17 protein-coding genes are annotated in these 19,161 nt (G+C 71.9%); 13 read left to right on the top strand and 4 right to left on the bottom strand.

Annotated features, from left to right (window positions below):
* Positions 1 to 67: 67 nt before the first annotated feature.
* From tsf to HD601_RS22395, 6 genes are all read left to right on the top strand, one after another.
* A complete protein-coding gene (gene tsf / locus HD601_RS22420; RefSeq protein WP_184825616.1) occupies positions 68 to 892 on the top strand; it encodes a translation elongation factor Ts in 825 nt (274 codons plus the stop codon).
* Positions 893 to 983: 91 nt separating this feature from the next.
* Positions 984 to 1,760, top strand: a complete 777-nt coding sequence (gene pyrH / locus HD601_RS22415) for a UMP kinase (RefSeq protein ID WP_184830126.1) — start codon at positions 984 to 986, stop codon at positions 1,758 to 1,760.
* 64 nt (positions 1,761 to 1,824) lie between these two features.
* Entirely contained in the window at positions 1,825 to 2,382 is a 558-nt protein-coding gene (gene frr, locus HD601_RS22410; RefSeq protein WP_184825614.1) for a ribosome recycling factor, read from the top strand.
* Positions 2,383 to 2,404: 22 nt separating this feature from the next.
* Positions 2,405 to 3,256 carry a phosphatidate cytidylyltransferase gene (locus tag HD601_RS22405; RefSeq protein WP_184825612.1) on the top strand — a complete coding sequence of 284 codons (852 nt, stop codon included), beginning with the start codon at positions 2,405 to 2,407 and terminating at the stop codon, positions 3,254 to 3,256.
* 99 nt (positions 3,257 to 3,355) lie between these two features.
* Entirely contained in the window at positions 3,356 to 4,477 is a 1,122-nt protein-coding gene (gene rlmN / locus HD601_RS22400) for a dual-specificity RNA methyltransferase RlmN (RefSeq protein ID WP_184825610.1), read from the top strand.
* A 128-nt stretch (positions 4,478 to 4,605) separates the two neighbouring features.
* Complete coding sequence (locus HD601_RS22395) at positions 4,606 to 5,709, top strand: DivIVA domain-containing protein (protein WP_184825608.1); 1,104 nt, start codon at positions 4,606 to 4,608, stop codon at positions 5,707 to 5,709.
* 168 nt (positions 5,710 to 5,877) lie between these two features.
* Here HD601_RS22395 and HD601_RS22390 read toward each other — a convergent pair whose 3' ends face one another.
* Positions 5,878 to 6,612, bottom strand: coding sequence for an SDR family oxidoreductase (locus tag HD601_RS22390; RefSeq protein WP_184825606.1), 735 nt, complete (start codon positions 6,610 to 6,612; stop codon positions 5,878 to 5,880).
* 33 nt (positions 6,613 to 6,645) lie between these two features.
* Between HD601_RS22390 and HD601_RS22385 the strand changes: the two genes are divergently transcribed.
* The 6 genes from HD601_RS22385 (at position 6,646) to HD601_RS22360 (ending at position 13,138) form a co-directional block, all read left to right on the top strand.
* Positions 6,646 to 7,188, top strand: coding sequence for a MarR family winged helix-turn-helix transcriptional regulator (locus tag HD601_RS22385; RefSeq protein WP_184825604.1), 543 nt, complete (start codon positions 6,646 to 6,648; stop codon positions 7,186 to 7,188).
* 24 nt (positions 7,189 to 7,212) lie between these two features.
* A complete protein-coding gene (locus HD601_RS22380) occupies positions 7,213 to 8,049 on the top strand; it encodes a M55 family metallopeptidase (protein ID WP_184825603.1) in 837 nt (278 codons plus the stop codon).
* Positions 8,042 to 9,337, top strand: a complete 1,296-nt coding sequence (locus tag HD601_RS22375; RefSeq protein WP_184825602.1) for a M20/M25/M40 family metallo-hydrolase — start codon at positions 8,042 to 8,044, stop codon at positions 9,335 to 9,337. Before HD601_RS22380 ends, HD601_RS22375 begins: the two co-directional genes overlap by 8 nt.
* A gap of 32 nt (positions 9,338 to 9,369) precedes the next feature.
* On the top strand, positions 9,370 to 11,340 hold the full coding sequence (locus HD601_RS35935; protein WP_184825601.1) for a prolyl oligopeptidase family serine peptidase: 1,971 nt from the start codon (positions 9,370 to 9,372) through the stop codon (positions 11,338 to 11,340).
* A complete protein-coding gene (locus HD601_RS22365) occupies positions 11,337 to 12,287 on the top strand; it encodes a S66 peptidase family protein (RefSeq protein WP_221441209.1) in 951 nt (316 codons plus the stop codon). Before HD601_RS35935 ends, HD601_RS22365 begins: the two co-directional genes overlap by 4 nt.
* A 125-nt stretch (positions 12,288 to 12,412) precedes the next feature.
* Entirely contained in the window at positions 12,413 to 13,138 is a 726-nt protein-coding gene (locus tag HD601_RS22360; RefSeq protein WP_184825600.1) for a ZIP family metal transporter, read from the top strand.
* 18 nt (positions 13,139 to 13,156) lie between these two features.
* Here the strand turns inward: HD601_RS22360 and HD601_RS22355 are convergent, their stop codons facing one another.
* From HD601_RS22355 to HD601_RS22345, 3 genes are read right to left on the bottom strand one after another with little or no spacing between them, the layout of a single operon-like run.
* Positions 13,157 to 13,810: a hypothetical protein gene (locus HD601_RS22355; RefSeq protein WP_184825599.1), complete on the bottom strand. Its 654-nt coding sequence runs from the start codon at positions 13,808 to 13,810 to the stop codon at positions 13,157 to 13,159.
* Complete coding sequence (locus tag HD601_RS22350) at positions 13,810 to 14,889, bottom strand: hypothetical protein (protein WP_184825598.1); 1,080 nt, start codon at positions 14,887 to 14,889, stop codon at positions 13,810 to 13,812. Before HD601_RS22350 ends, HD601_RS22355 begins: the two co-directional genes overlap by 1 nt.
* A gap of 31 nt (positions 14,890 to 14,920) precedes the next feature.
* Entirely contained in the window at positions 14,921 to 16,570 is a 1,650-nt protein-coding gene (locus tag HD601_RS22345) for a metallophosphoesterase family protein (protein WP_221441208.1), read from the bottom strand.
* A 267-nt stretch (positions 16,571 to 16,837) separates the two neighbouring features.
* Between HD601_RS22345 and HD601_RS22340 the strand changes: the two genes are divergently transcribed.
* Complete coding sequence (locus tag HD601_RS22340; protein WP_184825596.1) at positions 16,838 to 19,048, top strand: MMPL family transporter; 2,211 nt, start codon at positions 16,838 to 16,840, stop codon at positions 19,046 to 19,048.
* The last annotated feature ends 113 nt before the right edge of the window (positions 19,049 to 19,161 follow it).

The raw sequence follows: 19,161 nt of genomic DNA, 5'->3' as shown, positions 1-19,161 counted from the left end.
CCGGACGGACGTCGTCCGGGCCGGTCACCAGACCACGCCAGCGAACTAGTCAGAGAGAAGTGTGAGGATGCCGAACGTCACTGCGGCCGACGTCAAGCGGCTGCGCGATGCCACCGGTGCGGGCATGATGGACGCGAAGAGGGCGCTGGAGGAGACCGGCGGCGACTTCGACCAGGCCATCGAGGCACTGCGCATCAAGGGTGCGGCCAAGGCCGCCAAGCGCGCCGCCGAGCGCACCACGGCCAACGGCCTGGTCGCGGCCAACGGCCCGGCCATGATCGTGCTGGCCTGCGAGACCGACTTCGTCGCCAAGAACGAGGACTTCCAGAAGCTGGCCGCCGACATCGTCGCCGCGGCCGCCGAGGCCAAGCCGGCCGACGTCGACGCGCTGCTGAACGCGCAGCTCGCCGACGGCCGCAAGGTCAGCGAGGCCCTCGACTCCGCCGCCGCGGTCATGGGCGAGAAGATCGAGATCGGCGGGGTCGCCGTCGTCGACGGCGAGTTCGCCACCTACCTGCACCGTCGCGCCGCCGACCTGCCGTACCAGGTGGGCTCGTACGTCGTGTACACCTCCAACGGCTCCGAGGGCGCCCAGCAGGCCGCCCGCGACGCCGCCATGCAGGTCGTCGCGCTGAAGGCCACCTACGCCACCCGCGACGAGGTCCCCGCGGACGTCGTCGAGAACGAGCGGCGCATCGCCGAGGCCACGGCCCGCGAGGAGGGCAAGCCCGAGGGCGCCCTGCCGAAGATCGTCGAGGGCCGCGTCAACGGCTTCTTCAAGGAGACCGTGCTGGTCGACCAGCCGTCGGTCAAGGAGTCGAAGAAGTCCGTCGGCGCCGTGCTCGCCGACGCCGGTGTGACGGTCCAGCGGATCGTCCGCCTCGAGGCCTGACCGGGCCGGTCGTACCCCACCGACGCCCAGGACAGCACATCTCGACGCACAGGAGGCCGGCACCGTGACGGAGACCAATGGAACCGGAGCGGTGCCGGCCTCGGCCGTCCCCGACGCCGTCGACGCCGCTCCTGGGCGGCCCGTCCGGGTGCTGCTGAAGCTCTCGGGCGAGGTGTTCGGCGGCGGCGCGGTCGGCGTCGACCCCGAGGTCGTCAAGGGCATCGCGAGCCAGATCGCCGAGGTCGTCGTCAAGGACGGCGTCCAGGTCGCCGTCGTCGTCGGCGGCGGCAACTTCTTCCGCGGCGCGGAGCTGCAGCACCACGGCATGGACCGCGCCCGCGGCGACTACATGGGCATGCTGGGCACGGTCATGAACTGCCTGGCGCTGCAGGACTTCCTCGAGCACCTCGACGTCGACACCCGGGTGCAGACCGCCATCACCATGGGGCAGGTCGCCGAGCCGTACATCCCGCGCCGCGCCGCCCGGCACCTCGAGAAGGGCCGCGTCGTCATCTTCGGCGCCGGCGCCGGCATGCCGTACTTCACGACGGACACCGTCGCCGCCCAGCGCGCGCTCGAGATCGGCTGCGACCGCCTGCTCATGGGCAAGAACGGGGTCGACGGCGTCTACGAGGCCGACCCCCGCAAGGACCCGACGGCGCGCAAGTACAGCAGCATCACCTACGCCGACGTGCTGCGGCAGCGGCTCAACGTCGCCGACCCGGCCGCCTTCAGTCTGTGCATGGACAACCAGCTGCCGATCGTCGTGTTCGGGCTCGGCGAGCCCAACGGCATCGCGCGTGCCATCCGCGGCGAGCGCATCGGTACCTTGGTCGCCTCGAACATCGAGACGATCGTCGAGGGCTGAACGCGGCGGCAGCGCCTGCACAGTCCTCTAGGATCGTCGCCACACAGCAAGCGAAGGAGTAGTGGTGATCGACGAGACCCTCCTCGAGGCCGAGGAGAAGATGGAGAAGGCCGTGTCCGTCGGCAAGGAGGACTTCTCGTCCATCCGCACCGGCCGGGCCCATCCGTCGCTGTTCAACAAGATCGTGGTCGACTACTACGGTGCGCCGACCCCGGTCAGCCAGCTCGCGTCGTTCCACGTGGCCGACGCCCGCATGATCACCGTCCAGCCCTATGACAAGGGCTCGCTGGCGGCCATCGAGCGGGCCATCCGCGACTCCGACCTGGGTGTCAACCCGACCAACGACGGCAACATCGTGCGCGTCGTGCTCCCCACGCTCACCGAGGAGCGCCGCCGCGAGTACATCAAGCTGGCGCGCGAGAAGGCCGAGGGCGCGAAGGTGTCCATCCGCAGCGTGCGCCGTCACGCCAAGGAGACGCTGGACAAGCTCGCCCGCGACGGCGAGGCCGGCGAGGACGAGGTCAACCGCGCCGAGAAGCAGCTCGAGTCGGTGACGAAGACCTACGTCGAGCAGATCGACGAGTTGCTCAAGCACAAGGAAGCCGAGCTTCTCGAGGTCTGAGGGCTGGCGACGACACGTGGTGATGACTGACGGGGCGACAGGTTCGACCGGCAGCCGGTCCCGCCGGCACGGGCGGGCCGGCCGCGACATGCGCGCGGCCAGCCTGGTGGGGCTCGGGCTGGGCGCGATCGTGCTCAGCACCCTGTTCCTGTTCAAGCCGGCGTTCGTGGGCCTGGTCGTCATCGTCATGGTCGTGGCGGTCTGGGAGCTGGCGACGGCGCTCGGCGCGCGCTCCGTCGCGGTCCCGGTCGTGCCGGTCGTGCTCGGCACCGTCCTCATGCTGGTGGGCGCCTATCTGGGCGGCGGCTCGCCGCTCATGGTCGGCCTCGGCCTGACGGTGGCGGCCGTCAGCGCTTGGCGGCTCGGCGACAGCCGGCCCGGGTACCTGCGCGACGTGTCGGCCGGCATCTTCACCAGCGTCTACGTGCCGTTCCTGGCCGGCTTCGCCATGCTCATGGTGCGCCACGACGACGGCGCCTGGTGGGTGTTCGCGCTGCTGGTCGTGGTGGTCGCGTCCGACACCGGCGGGCTGCTCGCCGGCGTGCTGGCCGGCCGGCATCCCATGGCGCCCAGCGTCAGCCCGAAGAAGTCCTGGGAGGGGTTCGCCGGCTCGGTGGTCCTCGGCGTCGGCGTGGCCGTCCCGGTGGCGGTGTACGCGTTCGACGCGCCCTGGTGGACCGGCGTGGTCCTCGGCGTGACGGGCGTCATCGGCGCCACGCTGGGCGACCTGGGCGAGTCGCTGATCAAGCGCGACCTCGGCATCAAGGACATGAGCCAGCTGCTGCCCGGTCACGGCGGCCTCATGGACCGCCTCGACTCCCTGCTGCCGACGGCGCCCCTGGTCTGGTTCGTGCTCGAGTACATCGTCACCTAGCGGGGCTGGGGCGTTCAGACGCGGGGTGACCGGCCGATCGGCCCCCTCGACCTCGACATACGTCATCAGCGCGCCGAACGTGGGACAATGGTCGCCATCATGCCCAGACCCGGTGAGCTCACGCTCGTTCCCGCCCGACGTGGCAAGCCGCCCCGCCACCTCGCCGACCTCGACGTCGACGCTCGCCGACAGGCGGTGGCCGAGCTCGGCGAGAAGCCGTTCCGGGCCGACCAGCTCTCCCGGCACTACTTCGCGCGCTACGTCAACGACCCCGCGCAGATGACCGACGTGCCGGCGTCCGTACGCGACACGCTGGCGGCCACCATGCTGCCCACCCTCACGACGGCGGTGAAACACCTCGAGACCGACGGCGGCACCACGCGCAAGACGCTGTGGCGGCTGTTCGACGGCGCCCTGGTCGAGAGCGTGCTCATGCGTTACACCGGCGACCGCCCGCGGGTCACGCTGTGCGTGTCGAGCCAGGCCGGCTGCGGCATGAACTGCCCGTTCTGCGCCACCGGTCAGCAGGGCCTCACCCGCAACATGTCCGCGGCCGAGATCATCGAGCAGGTCGTCGCCGCCGAGCGCATGCTGGCCGACGGCGAGATCCCCGGCGGAACCGGACGGGTCACCAACGTCGTCTTCATGGGCATGGGCGAGCCGCTGGCCAACTACAAGGCCGTCGTCACCGCCGTGCGCCGCATGACCGACCCCGCCCCGTCGGGCCTCGGCATCGGCCGGCGCGGCGTGACGGTGTCCACCGTCGGCCTGGTGCCGGCCATCGACAAGCTGGCCGCCGAGGACCTCGGCGTCCGGCTGGCGCTGTCGCTGCACGCGCCCGACGACGAGCTGCGCGACGAGCTGGTGCCGGTCAACACCCGCTGGAAGGTCGGCGAGGCGCTCGACGCCGCTCGGGCCTACTTCGAGAAGACCGGCCGCCGGGTGTCCATCGAGTACGCGCTGATCCGCGAGATCAACGACCACGCGTGGCGCGGCGACCTGCTCGGCAAGCTGCTCAACGAGCGCGGCCGGGGCTGGGTGCACGTCAACCCGATCCCGCTCAACCCCACGCCCGGCTCGAAGTGGACGGCCTCGCGCCCCGAGGACGAGGCGGCGTTCGTCGCCGCGCTGGAGGACAGGGGCATTCCGGTGACCATCCGGGACACCCGCGGAAGCGATATCGACGGGGCGTGTGGTCAGTTGGCTACCGTTGGTGATTAGTATGCATTGCGCTTGGCTCGGCCGGTCTCGGGGGATATCGGCTTCGCGGGCTGCGAGCTGGCTGGACTCGCGGCCCGGGGAATCGCCCGAAGCCGGCCGTTCTGTGTTCGGGAGGAGAGTGACACCTGGTGGCCGTCAGTCGCGAGCCTGAGTTCCGCACCACTCGTATGCGTGAGGGCTATGACCTGGATGCCGTCGACGACTTCGTCGACGTGGTGATCGATGCTCTGGATGGCCGGTCCTCGGGGCGTGGCATCACGCCCGAGCAGATCGAGGCCGAGGAGTTCAAGGTCGTCCGCATGCGCGAGGGCTACGTCATGGACGACGTCGACGACTGGCTCGACGCCGCCGCGTCGGAGCTGCGGACCCGCCGCAAGGCCGCCGCGCAGCAGCAGGCGCCGTCGCACCAGCAGGCGCAGCAGCACCAGCAGGTGCCGGCCAACGCCTACGCGCAGGGCATCCCGCCGGTCGGCCCGCCCATGGGCGCCGCGCCGGTCGCGCCGCCGGTGCAGGCCCCGCCGCCCGCCGCGCCGCCGGTCATGCCGCCGCCGGCCGCCACGGGCTACGGCCAGCCGTCCGGGCCGCCGTCGAACCCGTCCTACCCGGCCGCCTACTACGACACCCCCCACGGGACGTCGCACGGCACCAGCCAGTACGACACCCAGGCGTACGACCCGCTCACCGACTCCGCGGTCAACGAGCTCGACCCCGTCCTGCGCGCGCTCGACCCCGGCTACGTGCAGCCCACGGCGCCGGCCGCGCCGCCGCCGCAGGAGCAGTACCAGCGGGCGCCCGAGCAGCCCGTCGAGGACGCCTCGCTGGCGCCGTCGTCCACGCCGTCGACCGGCCTGCACCACATCGAGATCTGGGTCCGCGACCTCGACTCCGCCACCCGCTCGTTCGGCTGGCTGTTCGAGCGCCTCGGCTGGACGCTCTTCCAGGCCTGGGAGAACGGCCGGTCCTGGCAGGCGCCCGGCGGCGGCCCGTACGTCGTCATCGAGTGCTCGCCCGACCTCAGCTGGGTCGCGTACGACCGCAAGGCGCCGGGCCTCAACCACCTCGCGCTGGCCGTGCCGGAGCAGTGGATGGTCGACCGCATCGTCTCCGAGGCGCCGGCGTACGGCTGGCACCTCATGTTCGCCGACCGCCACCCGCACGCCGGCGGCCCGCACCACTACGCGGCCTACATGGAGAACGACGACGGCTACGAAGTCGAGGTCGTCGCCCCCTGACGGACGTGGCGGGCCCGCGGCGGGTGCCGCCGGCCCGATCCGTCGCGCGCGCCGCCCGTTGATCATGGAGAAGGTCGGGCCGTCAGCGCGCGGGAAGCCATCTTTCTCCATGATCAACACGGCCGGCGGCGTCGTTGGGGTCGCCGCCGGCGGTGCCGGCCGGCGGACTCACCTCCCCAGGTACGCGCCGCCGTTGACGTGGAGGACCTGGCCGGTGACGTGGCCGGCGGCGGGCGAGGCCAGGTAGTGGACGGCGGCCGCGACGTCGTCGACGGTGCCGGCGCGGCCGTTCATCGTCTCGCCGATGTTCTTCAGCCGCCGCTCGTCCGTGAGCCGGCCCTGGAAGAACTCGGTGCCGGCGGTCAGCCCCGGGGCGACGAGGTTCGTGGTGATGCCGCGCGGGCCGAGGTCGGCGGCGAGCGACGCCGTCCACGACTCGACGGCGCCCTTGGCCGCGCCGTAGCTGCCGCCGCCCCGCTTGGCCGCGATCGAGCTGATCGTGACGATCCGGCCGCCCGACGGCATCCGCGGCAGCAGCGCCGTCGTCATGAGCACCGCGGTCAGGACGTTGGCGTCGAAGTTCTCGCGCCATGCCGCCGCCACGGCGGCGAGGTCGCCGGGCGCCGGCGCGGGCCGGCCGAAGGCGGTGTTGCCGCCGGCCGTGTTGACCAGGACGTCCACCGTCGCCGGCATCCGGTCCAGCGCCTCGGTGACGGCGGCCGGGTCGGACGCGTCGAAGTCGACGGCGCTGACCTTCGGACCCAGCTCCTCGACCACCTCGTCCAGCTTCGACCGCCGCCGCCCGGTGACGACGACGGTGTCGCCGGCGGCCGCGAAGCCCGCGGCCACCGCCCGCCCGATGCCGGTCCCGCCGCCGGTGACGACGATCGTGCGTGCACTCATGCGCAAACTCCTTTAGTGCTAAAGTATCTGGTGATGACAGCCTACCCCGAACCGCGAGACGACGGTGCCGACCGCATCCAGGCGGCCTGGCGGCGCGAGCTGCCGGGCGTCCCCGTCGGCTCCATCGGCGTCATCACGCGCGTCTGGCGGCTGGGCCAGCTGCTCGCCGACGACCGCCGCCGCACGCTGGAGCGGCTCGGCATCGACAACCCGACGCTCGATCTGCTCAGCACCCTGCGTCGCAGCGCGCCGCCGTACCGGCTGACGCCGAGCCAGATCGCCGAGCGCAGCTTCGTCACGGCCGGCGCGGTGTCGCAGCGCATCGCGCGCGCCGAGGCCGCCGGGCTGGTGCGGCGCGAGCGCTCGGCCGCCGACGGCCGCTCCGTCGTCGTCGCGCTGACCGACGAGGGGCGCGAGCTCAACGAGCGCGTCGTCGCCGACCTGCTGCGGCACGAGGAGACGCTGCTCGACGGCCTCGACGACGCGCAGCGGGCTGCGCTGGCGGAGCTGCTCAAGACGCTGCTCGGCGACCTGACGACACGCTTCGGCGCCCAGGACCGACCGACGTCCCTGTGAGCAAACCGGATAGCGTAGCCCCCTATGAAGGTGCTGATCTCGGCCGACATGGAGGGCGCGACCGGCGTCACGTGGCCCGCAGACGTCGAGCCGGGGACGGAGCAGTGGCAGCGCTGCCGGGCGATGTTCACGTCCGACGTCAACGGCGCCATCGCGGGCCTGTTCGACGGCGGCGCCGACGAGGTGCTGGTCAACGAGGCGCACGCGACCATGCGCAACCTGCTGCTCGAGCAGCTCGACGAGCGCGCCACCATGATCACCGGGCGGCACAAGGCGCTGACCATGGTCGAGGGCCTGCAGGCCGGCGACGTCGACGGCGTCGTCTTCCTCGGGTACCACGCGGGCGCGGGTGCCGAGGGCGTCCTGGCGCACACCTACCTGCCCAACTCCATCACCGGCGTGTGGGTGAACGGCGATCCCGCCAGTGAGGGCCGGCTGAACGCGCTGGTCGCGGCCGAGTACGGCACGCCGGTCGTGCTCGTCACCGGCGACGACCGCGCCTGCGACGACGCCGCCACGTATGCCCCACTGGCCCGCACGGCCGCCGTCAAGGACTACGTGTCGCGCTACGCGGCCCGCTGCCGCCCGCCGGCGCGCACCTTCGAGACCATCCGCGTCGAGGCCAAGCATGCCGTCGCGCTCGCCGTCCGGCACGAGCCCGCCACGAACCGCGGCCCGTACACCGTCGAGATCGAGGTCGACGCCACGCAGCTGGCCGACTTCGCGGGTATGGTCCCGACGGTGGAACGCGTCGCCGAGCGCCGGGTGCGCTACATCGCCGGCACCGCGTACGACCTGATCCGCTGCTTCAAGGCGGTCACCACCCTGATCTCGAACGGCATCGAGAACCACTATGGCTGAGCCCGACGTCCTGACCCTGGCCTCCGACCTCATCCGCATCGACACCACGAACCCCGGCGACGGCACTGGGCGTGAGCGGCCGGCCGCCGAGTACGTCGCCGAGAAGCTGGGCGAGGCCGGCATCGAGGCCACGCTCATCGAGTCCGCGCCGAACCGCGCCAACGTCGTCGCCCGCATCGCCGGCACCGACCCCGGCCGCGACCCGATCCTCGTCCACGGTCACCTCGACGTCGTGCCGGCCGAGGCCGCCGACTGGTCGGTGCACCCGTTCTCCGGCGAGGTCCGCGACGGCATGCTCTGGGGCCGCGGCGCCGTCGACATGAAGGGCATGGACGCGATGATGCTCGCCGTCGTCCGGGCCTGGGCGCGCGAGGGCCGCCGCCCGCCGCGCGACGTCGTCCTCGCGTTCACCGCCGACGAGGAGGCCAGCGCCGCGCACGGCTCCACCTGGCTCGTCACCAAGCACGCCGACCTGTTCGAGGGCGTCACCGAGGGCATCAGCGAGTCCGGCGGCTACACGTTCCACGCCGGCGGCCGCAGGCTGTACCCCGTCGCCGCGGGGGAGCGGGGGACCGCCTGGCTGAAGCTGACGGCGCGCGGCCGGGCCGGCCACGGGTCGCGGATCAACGGCGACAACGCGGTCGCGGCGCTGGCCGGGGCGGTGCACCGGCTGGCCGAGTACCGGTGGCCGATGCGGCTGACGCCGACGGTGCGGGCATCGCTCGAGGGCATCGGCGCGGCGCTGGGCGTACCGGTCGACCTGTCCAGCGACGACGGCGTCCGGGCGACGGTCGAGCGCTTCGGCCCGGCGCGGGTCCTGGTCGAGGCGGTGCTGTCCAACAGCACCAACCCGACCATGCTGAGCGCCGGCTACAAGGTGAACGTCATCCCCGAGACGGCGACGGCGTACGTCGACGGCCGGGTGGTGCCGGAGGCGCGGAACGAGTTCGAGGCGACGGTGACGTCGCTGGCCGGCCCGTCCGTCGCCTGGGAGTACGCGCACGCCGAGGTCGCGCTGTCCGCCGACCCCGCGTCGCCCACGTTCGCCGCCATGGCCGGCGCGTTGCTGGCCGAGGACCCGGACGCGCACGTCGTCCCCGTCTGCATGGCCGGCGGGACCGACGCCAAGCAGTTCTCGCGGCTCGGCATCACCGGCTACGGCTTCGCGCCGCTGCGGCTGCCGCCGGACCTGGACTACTCGGCGCTCTTCCACGGCGTCGACGAGCGGGTGCCCGTCGACGCGCTGGAGTTCGGCGTCCGGGTGCTCGACCGGTTCCTCACCACCTGACCTCTGCCGTCCTGCGTCTGGAGAGAAGCACCGTGCCCGATACCGCACCGTACGGGAGCTGGCCGTCGCCGGTGACCGCCGAGATCGTCGCCGAGAACGACGGCCGTCCCGGCTGGGTCAGCCACGACGGCGGGGCACTGTGGTGGACCCGCCCCCAGCCCGCCGAGGGCGGCCGGGTCGCGCTGCTGCGGCTGCGCGACGGCGCGTCCGAGCCCGAGGTCGTGCTGCCGGCGCCGTGGAACCTCCGCACCCGGGTGCACGAGTACGGCGGCATGGCGTACGTGGTGGTGCCCGACGGTGGCGCCGGTGCCGCCGTCGTCTTCGCCGAGTACACGGACCAGCGGCTGTACCGGTACATCCCGGGCTCGGACGACGAGCCGGCACCGCTGACGCCGTCGCCGCAGATCCCGTCGGGGCTGCGTTACGCCGAACCGGTGCTGTCGCCGTCGGGCACCGAGGTCTGGTGCATCCGCGAGGAGCACACCGGGCCCGCGCCGACCGACGTGCGGCGGGCGCTGGTCGCGGTGCCGCTGGACGGGTCCGGCGACGTGCGGGTGCTGGTCGAGGACACGCACTTCCTCGCCTGCCCGCGCCCGTCGCCCGACGGCCGGCGGCTGGCATGGATCGGCTGGGAGCACCCGGACATGCCGTGGGACTCGACGGTGCTGCGGGTGGCCGCCGTCGGGCCGGACGGGACGGTGGGCGATCCCGTCACCGTCGCCGGCGGGGAGTCCGAGTCGATCGCGCAGGCCGAGTGGGAGACGCCCGACGCGCTGCTGATCGCGACCGACCGCACCGGCTGGTGGAACCTGCACCGGGTCCGGCTGTCCGAGGACGACGGCGGCGCCGGCGCTGCTCGCGTGGGCGAGCCCGAGGTGCTGTGCGACCGCGCCGAGGAGTTCGCCGGGCCGCTCTGGCAGCTGGGGCTGCGCTGGTTCGCGCCGCTCGAGGGCGGCGACGTCGTGGTGATCCGCGGTCGGGCGGCGGCCCGTCTGAACGTGCTCGACACCCGGTCCGGTCTGCTCTACGACCTGCTCGAGGACCAGCACACCGAGTGGGCGCCGACGCTCGCGGTGTCCGGGCGCACGGTCTACGGCGTCGCGGCGTCTCCGGTCACGCCGTTCGAGGTGGTCGAGGCGTCCGGCGGCGCGGTGTCGGCTGTCGTGCAGTCGACGCTGTCGGTGCCGGTCACGTCGCTGCCGCGGCCGGAGGCACGGACGTTCCCGGGTCCGGGCGGGCGCGAGGTGCACGCGATCGTGTACGAGCCGTCGGGCTCCCGGTTCGGCGGCATGGCCGGTGAGAAGCCGCCGTACGTCGTGTTCGCGCACGGCGGGCCGACCAGCAGGGTGCCCATGGTGCACGACCTCGAGGTCGCCTACTTCACCAGCCGCGGGCTCGGCGTCGTCGAGGTCAACTACGGCGGCTCGACGGGGTTCGGCCGCTCCTACCGCGAGCGGCTGCGCGGCCAGTGGGGCGTCGTCGACGTCGAGGACTGCGTCGCCGCGGCGAAGGCCCTCGTCGACGAGGGTGCGGCCGACGGTTCGCGGCTGGCGATCCGCGGTGGCTCGGCCGGTGGCTGGACGTCGGCGGCGGCGATCGCGTTCACCGACGTCTTCGCCTGCGCGACGATCATGTACCCCGTCCTCGACCTGGTCGCGTTCCGCACCGGCGAGACCCACGACTTCGAGTCGCAGTACCTCGACGGGCTGGTCGGGCCCTGGCCCGACGCCGAGTCGGTGTACCGCGAGCGCTCGCCCATGAACGTGCCGGAGAAGTTCACCGTCCCGTTCCTGCTGCTCCAGGGGCTCGAGGACGAGGTCTGCCCGCCCGGCCCGACCGCCCGCTTCGTCGAGCGGATCGACGAGATCGGCGGGCCGCCGCACGAGTACATCGCGTTCGAGGGGGAGCAGCACGGCTTCCGCCGGAAGGAGACGATCGTGACGGCGCTGGAGAAGGAACTGGAGCTCTACGCGAAGGTCTTCGGCTTCACGGCGTCGTCGTGACGGGGACGCCTGCGGTTCCTGCTGTGGTGCCGCTGCGGCGTCCGGGCCGGCTCACCCCGGGTGACCGTGTCGCCGTCGTCGCCCCGGCCGGTCCGGTGCCCAAGGACCGGCTCGAGGCCGGGTGCGCGGTGCTGCGGTCCTGGGGCCTCGACGTCCTGGTGATGCCGCACGTGCTGGACGCGCACCCGTCGCTGGACTACCTCGCCGGGTCCGATCTGGATCGGGCCCGGGACCTGCAGGAGGCGTGGTGCGACCCGTCCGTGGCGGCGGTCCTGTGCGCGCGCGGCGGCTACGGCGTGCAGCGGCTGTCCGAGCTGCTGGACTGGTCCGCCATGGCGGCGGCCGCGCCCAAGATCTTCGTCGGCTACAGCGACATCACGGCGCTGCACTCGGCGTTCGCGCGGCGTCTCGGCGTGGCGACCCTGCACGGCCCGATGGTCGCGACGGAGGCGTTCGTCTCGTCGCCGTCGACCGCTTCCCTGCTGCGGTCGCTGCTGTTCACGCCGTCGTCCCCGTCGTCGCTGGTGCTGGGCGCGTCGTCGGCGCGTGCGCTGGTGCCCGGGGTGGCGTCGGGCGTGACGGTGGGCGGCTGCCTCGCGCTGCTGGCGTCGGAGATCGGCACGCCGACGGGGCTGCCGTCGGCGGCGGGCGCGGTGGTGCTGCTGGAAGATGTGGGGGAGAAGGCGTACCGGCTGGACGGGTTCGTGACGCACCTGCTGCGCTCCGGCTGGTTCGACGGCGTCTCCGGCATCGCCCTGGGGTCGTGGCACGAGTGCGAGCCGGTGGAGGAGCTCATGCTGGATCGGCTGGGTGGGTTGGGGGTGCCGATCGTGACCGACCTCGGCTTCGGTCACGGCCCGTCGACCATCACGGTGCCGCTGGGCGTTCCCGCCACGCTGGACGCTTCCGCGGGCACCCTCACCCTCGACGTCCCCGCCCTGGTCTAGGGGTACGGCCCATGATCATCCAGGATTCGTGGTGCCCTGACCCCACGGATCCTTGATGATCATGAGTGCAGGCGACGTGGTCGAAATCTGAGTCCCGCGCCGGGCGCGAGGGCTATCGTCCGAACGTGAGCGCGTTGCTGTGGGGGCTGCTGGCCAGCTCGTCGCTGATCATCGGGGCGTTGATCGTGCTCGCCCGGCCGCTGCCGCAGCGGCTGGTGGCGCTCGTCATGGCGTTCGGCGCCGGCGTGCTGATCAGCGCCGTCGCGTACGACCTCGTCGAGGACGCGTTCGAGGAGAGCAATGGGTGGGTGCTGCTCACCGGCCTGATCGCCGGCGCCGTCACCTTCTACGTCGGCGACCTGATGATCGACCGGATGGGCGGCGCGAACCGCAAGCGCTCGACCGGTGCCCAGGCGGCCGGCGGCGGCGCGGCCATCGCGTTCGGCACCGTGCTCGACGGCATCCCGGAGTCGGTCGTCCTCGGCACGACGCTGGTCGCTGGCGGTGGCGTGAGCGTCGCCATGCTGGCCGCCGTCTTCCTGTCGAACCTGCCCGAGGCGATGTCCGCGACCGCTGGTTTGAAAGCCTCCGGCACCTCGAGCCGGTCGATCCTGCTCCTGTGGGCGGGGACGACGGTCGTGTCGGGCGTGGCCGCCTGGGCCGGCTGGTACTTCCTCGGGTCGGCCGGTGGTGGGACGGTGGCGCTGGTCCAGGCGTTCGCGGCGGGCGCGCTGCTCACCATGCTGACGGACACGATGGTCCCGGAGGCCTACGAGTTCGGTGGTCCGTCGACCGGGCTGGCGACGGTGCTCGGCTTCAGCGTCGCGTTCGGCCTGAGCACGCTCGCCTGAGTGGTTTCGTCATGAGGGCTACTCGTCGCGGGGCTCGCGGTCGGCGAGGATCTTGTCGACGGCGGCAGCCTGCTCCGTGTGGCCGGTCTCGAGGTAGCTCTGTTTCGCGTCGAGCAGGTCGGCGCGCGCCTCGGCGACCCGGTCGCCCTCGGCCGGGCCGGACCGCTTGCCGGCGGCCGTCAGCTCGGCGAGGCGGTCCCGGAATCCGGGCGGCTCGGGCCGCGAGTACTCCACCTCCGCCCCCGGCTCACGGTAGGCGGCGAGGTCTTCGATGGTGACGCCGCGCGCTTCCAACCACGTCAGGGCTTCCGGGCGCACCCGCTCGGGATGCCGGTACGGGATGTCGCGCATGTAGGTGGTCATCCGGTGCCGACCCCAGCGCTCGCGCGGGACGGGGTATGGATCGTCCTGCGGCGGCTCCGCCCCGAACACGTCGAACCAGAGGTTCCGCAGGTATTCGTCGGTGGTCCATTGCGTCTCCGACGGGAACGGCCCGACCGACGAGTCACGGATGTGCCCGGCCAGTTCGTCGCGAAACCCGCGGATGTTCTCGTGATTGGAATCGAGCCACGCCGGGACGTTGTCGCAAGCCTCCACATAGAAGTCGATCAGATCGCCGCCATAGTCGCTGAACTCCTGGCGCCACCGTCGAAAGTTCTCGCTGATCTCCATCACAGCTCCACGTAGTCCAGCAGGTTGTCGCGGTCGTCGAAGAAGTAGCTCGTCACGAGGCGCCATGATTGATTCGGCCGCCGGACCAGGATCATGAGGCTCCCGGGCCGCTTACCCCGCGTCACCATGTCGTAGTCGCGGACCGCGGGTGGCGCACCGAGACCGGCCATGGAACCGTCGCGGGTGCTCTTCCAGAGTGCATCGCCATCCTCCGTGTCCGTACCTGGCCCGCGAACCATGACCACATCGTCAGAGCTGATGCCCGCATCCGACGGGCGCAGGAACACCCTGGCGATCGTCTTGCCACCGGTCAGACGATTCAGGTGGGCGTCAAGTTCGGCCTGGGTCCGGCCGGCCGCCCCGAGTAATGCGGCCAAGGGCTTGGCGACGGCCTCCGGCGAAGCGTAGTGGCCGCTCGTTGCGCCGACTCCGTGCGGACCGTCGCCGTGACCACGCCAGGACTCCGCGGACCCGTCCGAGTTGAGCCTCCAGCCATCCACGCCCGCGGGATCCAGTTGCCATTGAGTGCGGGCGATCTGCTGTTCGCGGCGGAGGTGGTGGCCGTGGCGCTGGACGGCGTGTGCGGAGTGCCCGAACAGGAGCTTCCGAGCGAGTTCCTGCAGCTTCGGTGGGAAGCGAGCCACCACCTGGTTGATCGCGCGCCGATGGGCGTCCGCATCGGGGAGGTTCTGCTGGACGGTCGCGGTGTCCTGGGCGGTCGTCACCACACTCACGGCAGGGGCGGGCGGCGGCGGGATCGAGATGACCGGCGCCGAACCAGAGCCATGGCCGTCGGCGGGGCGTAACAGGGCTTCGATCTCGTCGGCGTAGCCCGGGAGCACGTGTGCGATCGACGCGAACGCGTCCTCACGGGCCGCCGTCATCTCGGTGCCGGTCAGCCGGACCCCGTGTGCCTCCTTGACGAGATCGGCCTGTTCGAGCGGCTCGACAGTGTTCTCGACAAGCTTTCGGATCGAGCGGTCCAGACCTTCAGCGAGCGCCGGCAGTTCGTCGTGCAGGGCGCGCAGCGACTCCGCCGCGCGCCGCACGCGATCGCCGTCGTCGCCACCGCCCTGCATCGTCTCACGGTAATGGAAGAGCCGGCAGAACTCAGCGCTTCCGGCCGTGCAGCAGGGGGTTGGCGACCTCGAGGTGGCGAAGCACCTCGTTGACCTCGTTGTCCCCGGACGCGCCGGCCAGCCCGAAGTCGCGCGCCTCGATGACCACGCGGTCGGCGTAGACGTCGATGGTGAGGCCGCGGTTGATGTCGCGGGTGGTGACCTCGCCGATGCCGCTCGTGTTCTCGCCGCGCGCGTCCCACTCGATGTGCATGGCACCGGTGTTGATGGCGAGGAACCCGTCCGGGTGGCCGCCGGGGACGCGCCGGCGGACGGCCCAGTCGCCGAGCTCGAACGGGTAGTGGGTGTGGCCGGTCAGGAAGATCACGTTCGGGTGCTCGCCGAACATGGCGGTCAACTCGTCGTTGCGGTCGTAGCTCTCGTGGTACCAGGGGATCCACGAGGCCGACACGGTGTCGCCGAGGGGGAAGTGGGCGATGACGAGGACCTGCTTCTTGCGCGCGGTCCAGTAGTCCAGCCGCTCGTCGAGCCAGGCCACCTGCTCGTCGGACATGCCGACCTCGGGCGGACGGGGGAACTCCTGGCCGATCACGAGCACGGGCACGTCGCCGCCGCCACCGGACAGCACGTACTCGCCGTACACCTCGTCGCGGCCGGCGAAGTCGAGGAACCGGTCGCGCAGCGTCTCCCACGACTCGGCCGCGTAGCTCTCGTGGTTTCCGATCGCAGCCACCAGTTCAGGAGGCATGATCCCCGCCGCCTCCGCGCCGGACACGACGTCGTCGATCTGGCGCCACTCCGCCAGCGTCCCCGTCGGGACGATGTCGCCGGCGATCAGCAGGCCGGCGCCGTCGGGCCGGACGGCGTCGAAGTCGCGCAGGCCGTGGGCGAAGTCGCGCGGGTGACCCTGGATGTCGCTGACGACCCAGAGCTGCGTGGCGTCGTCCAACGACGGCGTCGCGGTGGCGGTCGTGCGCACCGAGACGCTGTCGATCGCCCAGTACCAGGAGTTGCGCGGGGCGTCGAGGCGCCACCTGAACACCGCCTGCCGCACGCCGGACGGGACGGCGAAGCGCAGCACCTCGGTGCTGTTGGCGAGGTCGCCGTCGTAGTCGTTCGTCGTGTTGGTGGAGTCGTAGCGCAGCAGCGTCGTCTCCTCGCCGCTGCCGTCGAACTCGACGGTGACCGTGGCGGACTGGCCGGTCCACGGCCGCAGGTGCGAGTCGAAGGCCAGCTCCAGCTCGGGGTGGCCGAACACCCGGACCGGCCGCGAGACCAGCGTGGTGTCGAACCGCCCGGCGGCACCGGTGCCGTCGTCGTACTCGTCGGAGTCGGCGACGGCGATGACGTCGTCGGCGCGGCCGAAGCGGAACCGCATCTGGTCCTCGGCCGCGGTCCAGAACTCGCGCGTCGTGAAGGACCAGCCGCGCCAGTCGTCGACGCCGCCGGCCTCCATCTCGGGCGTGACCTCGACCGACCAGCCCTGCGGGGGCCGGTGGGAGTAGCCCTCCGCCTCGACCGAGGCGGACAGGCCGTTGAAGCTCTCGCGCCAGAGGGTCTGCTGACCCAGGCGCGCCTCCTCGGCGACCGCGGCCGTGTCCATGACCGCCAGCGGGGCCGCCACCGCGGCGGTCATCAGTGCGGCCGTCACACCTGCGCGTCTGCGCGCTCGGATCGTCATGGCCGGACGGTAGGGGGCGGAAGTGACCATCGGTCAGGAATCCGGCAAAGCGGAGATGACGAGCGGCCGTCCTGCCCGCGAAGCAAAGTTGCCAACCGAGAAGATTTGCACAGTCCGCAAGAAGTCAGTTAGTGTCAGATTGCGGCCGGGGCAGCCTGGTAGTCGCAGTCTCACACCGGCGTGGGGCACCGGTCACCTCGCTCTCAGGCTGTTCACAGCTTCGCCGTGGTGTTCTGACGTCGCTCTTCTCAACCCTTGGAGTCATCGGTGGCGACATTCCTCTACCGGCTCGGCCGGTTCTCCTATCGGCGCCGCGGGGTGGTGCTGGCCATCTGGCTGGGCCTCGTCGCGCTTTTCGGGGTGGGCGCCTCGACCCTGTCCGGACCCACGTCCGACACGTTCTCCATCCCCGGCACCGAGTCCCAGGAAGCGTTCGACCTGCTCGAGGAGCGCTTCCCGGGCGGCAACACCGACGGCGCCACGGCACGCGTCGTGTTCGCCGCCCCCGAGGGCGAGACGCTCACCGACCCGGACAACCAGGCCGCGGTCGAGGACGTCCTCGCCGAACTGACGACGGCGCCGCAGGTCGCCGCCGTCCCCGACCCGTTCGAGATCGGCACCGTGTCCGAGGACGGCACCATCGCGTTCTCGCAGGTCACCTACACCGTGCCGTTCTTCGACCTCACCGACGAGGCACGCGAGGCGCTCACCGCCGCGGCCGACACCGGTCGCGACGCCGGCCTGACGGTCGAGCTCGGCGGCGAGGCGGCCATGAGCGACGAGGAGCCGGCCGGCACCGAGCTCATCGGCATCGGCGTCGCAGCCGTGGTCCTCATCATCACGTTCGGCTCGCTCATTGCGGCCGGCCTGCCGCTGCTGACCGCCGTCCTGGGCATCATGATCGGCATGGCCGCCATCACCGCGGCCAGCGGGTTCATGGACATCGGGTCCAGCACGCCGACGTTGGCGCTCATGCTCGGCCTGGCCGTCGGCATCGACTACGCGCTGTTCATCGTGTCGCGGTTCCGGCACGAGCTGGCCGTGGGCCGCGACGGCGAAGAAGCGGCCGGCCGCGCCGTCGGCACCGCCGGGTCCGCGGTCGTCTTCGCCGGCCTCACCGTCATGATCGCCCTGGCCGGCCTGTTCGTCGTCAACATCCCCATGCTGACCGAGATGGGCGTGGCCGCCGCGCTCACCGTCGGCATCGCCGTCGTCATCGCGCTCAGTCTGCTGCCGGCGCTGCTCGGCTTCGCCAAGCACCGGGTCCTGGGCGGCAAGATCCCGGGGCTGCGGCACATCCGCGAGCGGGCCGACGACGGCGGCAAGCCCACCCTGGGCCGGCGCTGGGCCAACCTCGTGACCCGGCGGCCGATCCCGGTGCTGGCCATCGCGGTCGCGGGCATGCTCGCGCTCGCCGCGCCGCTGCTCGACCTGCGCCTCGGCCTGCCCGACGAGGGCAGCTCGCCGCCCGGCAGCACCCAGCGCGAGGCCTACGATCTCACCGTCGAGGGCTTCGGTGCCGGCTTCAACGGCCCGCTCACGGTGGTCGTCGACGGCGCCGGCAGTGCGGACCCGCTGGCTGCCGCGAACGCCGTCGCCGAGTCCCTCGAGGGTCTCGACGGGGTCGCCACCGTCACGGGGCCGGTACCGAACGAGGCCGGCGACACCGCGATCATCAACGTCGTGCCCGAGTTCGGCCCGGGCAGCGCCGAGACCGAGGCCCTGGTCGGCGACATCCGCGACCAGGTCGGCGCCGTCGCCGAAGAGTCCGGGGCCAGCGTGTCCGTCACCGGCGCCACGGCCGTCAACATCGACTTCTCCGAGCGGATGACCGAGGCGCTGCTGCCGTACCTGGCGCTCGTGGTCGGGCTCTCGTTCGTCCTGCTCATGCTGGTGTTCCGGTCACTGCTGGTGCCGCTGAAGGCCGCGCTGGGCTTCCTGCTGACCATGGGTGCGACGTTCGGCGCCATCGTCGCGGTGTTCCAGTGGGGCTGGTTCAACGGCCTGCTGGGCATCGAGCAGACCGGCCCGATCATCAGCATGCTGCCGATCTTCCTCATCGGCGTGGTGTTCGGCCTGGCCATGGACTACCAGGTCTTCCTCGTCACGCGGATGCGCGAGGAGCACGTGCACGGCGCGTCGCCGAAGGACTCCGTGGTCATCGGCTTCCAGCACGGCGCCCGCGTCGTCAGCGCGGCCGCGCTGATCATGATGAGCGTGTTCGCCGCGTTCATCTTCGGCGGCGAGGACGTCATCATGCAGGTCGGCCTCGCGCTGGCCGCGGCGGTCGCGTTCGACGCGTTCGTCGTCCGCATGACCATAGTCCCGGCCGCCATGACGCTGCTGGGCAGCCGGGCCTGGTTCCTGCCACGCTGGCTCGACCGGCTGCTGCCCAACGTCGACGTCGAGGGCGAGAAGCTCAGCCGGCACCTGCAAGAGGCGCCGGCGTTGCCGGAACCGGAGCCGGCACAGCGCTAGACCCCCCGGTGAAAGGACGGGCGGCCCGACGGAGAGGTCCGGGCCGCCCGTTCGCCTGTCCGGGACCGCTGTGCAAGTTTGCATTCACCGAAGTTTTGCGCGTGCCGCAAAAA

Origin of the sequence: Jiangella mangrovi, from assembly GCF_014204975.1 — a bacterium.
Lineage (GTDB): Bacteria > Actinomycetota > Actinomycetes > Jiangellales > Jiangellaceae > Jiangella > Jiangella mangrovi.
This window is presented reverse-complemented; position numbering and strand designations above follow the sequence as displayed.

Excerpts from the sequence above, each read along its gene's own strand:
- HD601_RS22375 (WP_184825602.1), top strand. The coding sequence starts at position 8,042 with ATGGCTGAGCCCGACGTCCTGACCCTGGCCTCCGACCTCATCCGCATC.
- HD601_RS22405 (WP_184825612.1), top strand. The coding sequence starts at position 2,405 with ATGACTGACGGGGCGACAGGTTCGACCGGCAGCCGGTCCCGCCGGCAC.
- HD601_RS22345 (WP_221441208.1), bottom strand. The coding sequence starts at position 16,570 with ATGACGATCCGAGCGCGCAGACGCGCAGGTGTGACGGCCGCACTGATG.
- HD601_RS22385 (WP_184825604.1), top strand. The coding sequence starts at position 6,646 with ATGACAGCCTACCCCGAACCGCGAGACGACGGTGCCGACCGCATCCAG.
- rlmN (WP_184825610.1), top strand. The coding sequence starts at position 3,356 with ATGCCCAGACCCGGTGAGCTCACGCTCGTTCCCGCCCGACGTGGCAAG.
- HD601_RS22380 (WP_184825603.1), top strand. The coding sequence starts at position 7,213 with ATGAAGGTGCTGATCTCGGCCGACATGGAGGGCGCGACCGGCGTCACG.
- HD601_RS22355 (WP_184825599.1), bottom strand. The coding sequence starts at position 13,810 with ATGGAGATCAGCGAGAACTTTCGACGGTGGCGCCAGGAGTTCAGCGAC.
- HD601_RS22390 (WP_184825606.1), bottom strand. The coding sequence starts at position 6,612 with ATGAGTGCACGCACGATCGTCGTCACCGGCGGCGGGACCGGCATCGGG.
- tsf (WP_184825616.1), top strand. The coding sequence starts at position 68 with ATGCCGAACGTCACTGCGGCCGACGTCAAGCGGCTGCGCGATGCCACC.
- HD601_RS22350 (WP_184825598.1), bottom strand. The coding sequence starts at position 14,889 with ATGCAGGGCGGTGGCGACGACGGCGATCGCGTGCGGCGCGCGGCGGAG.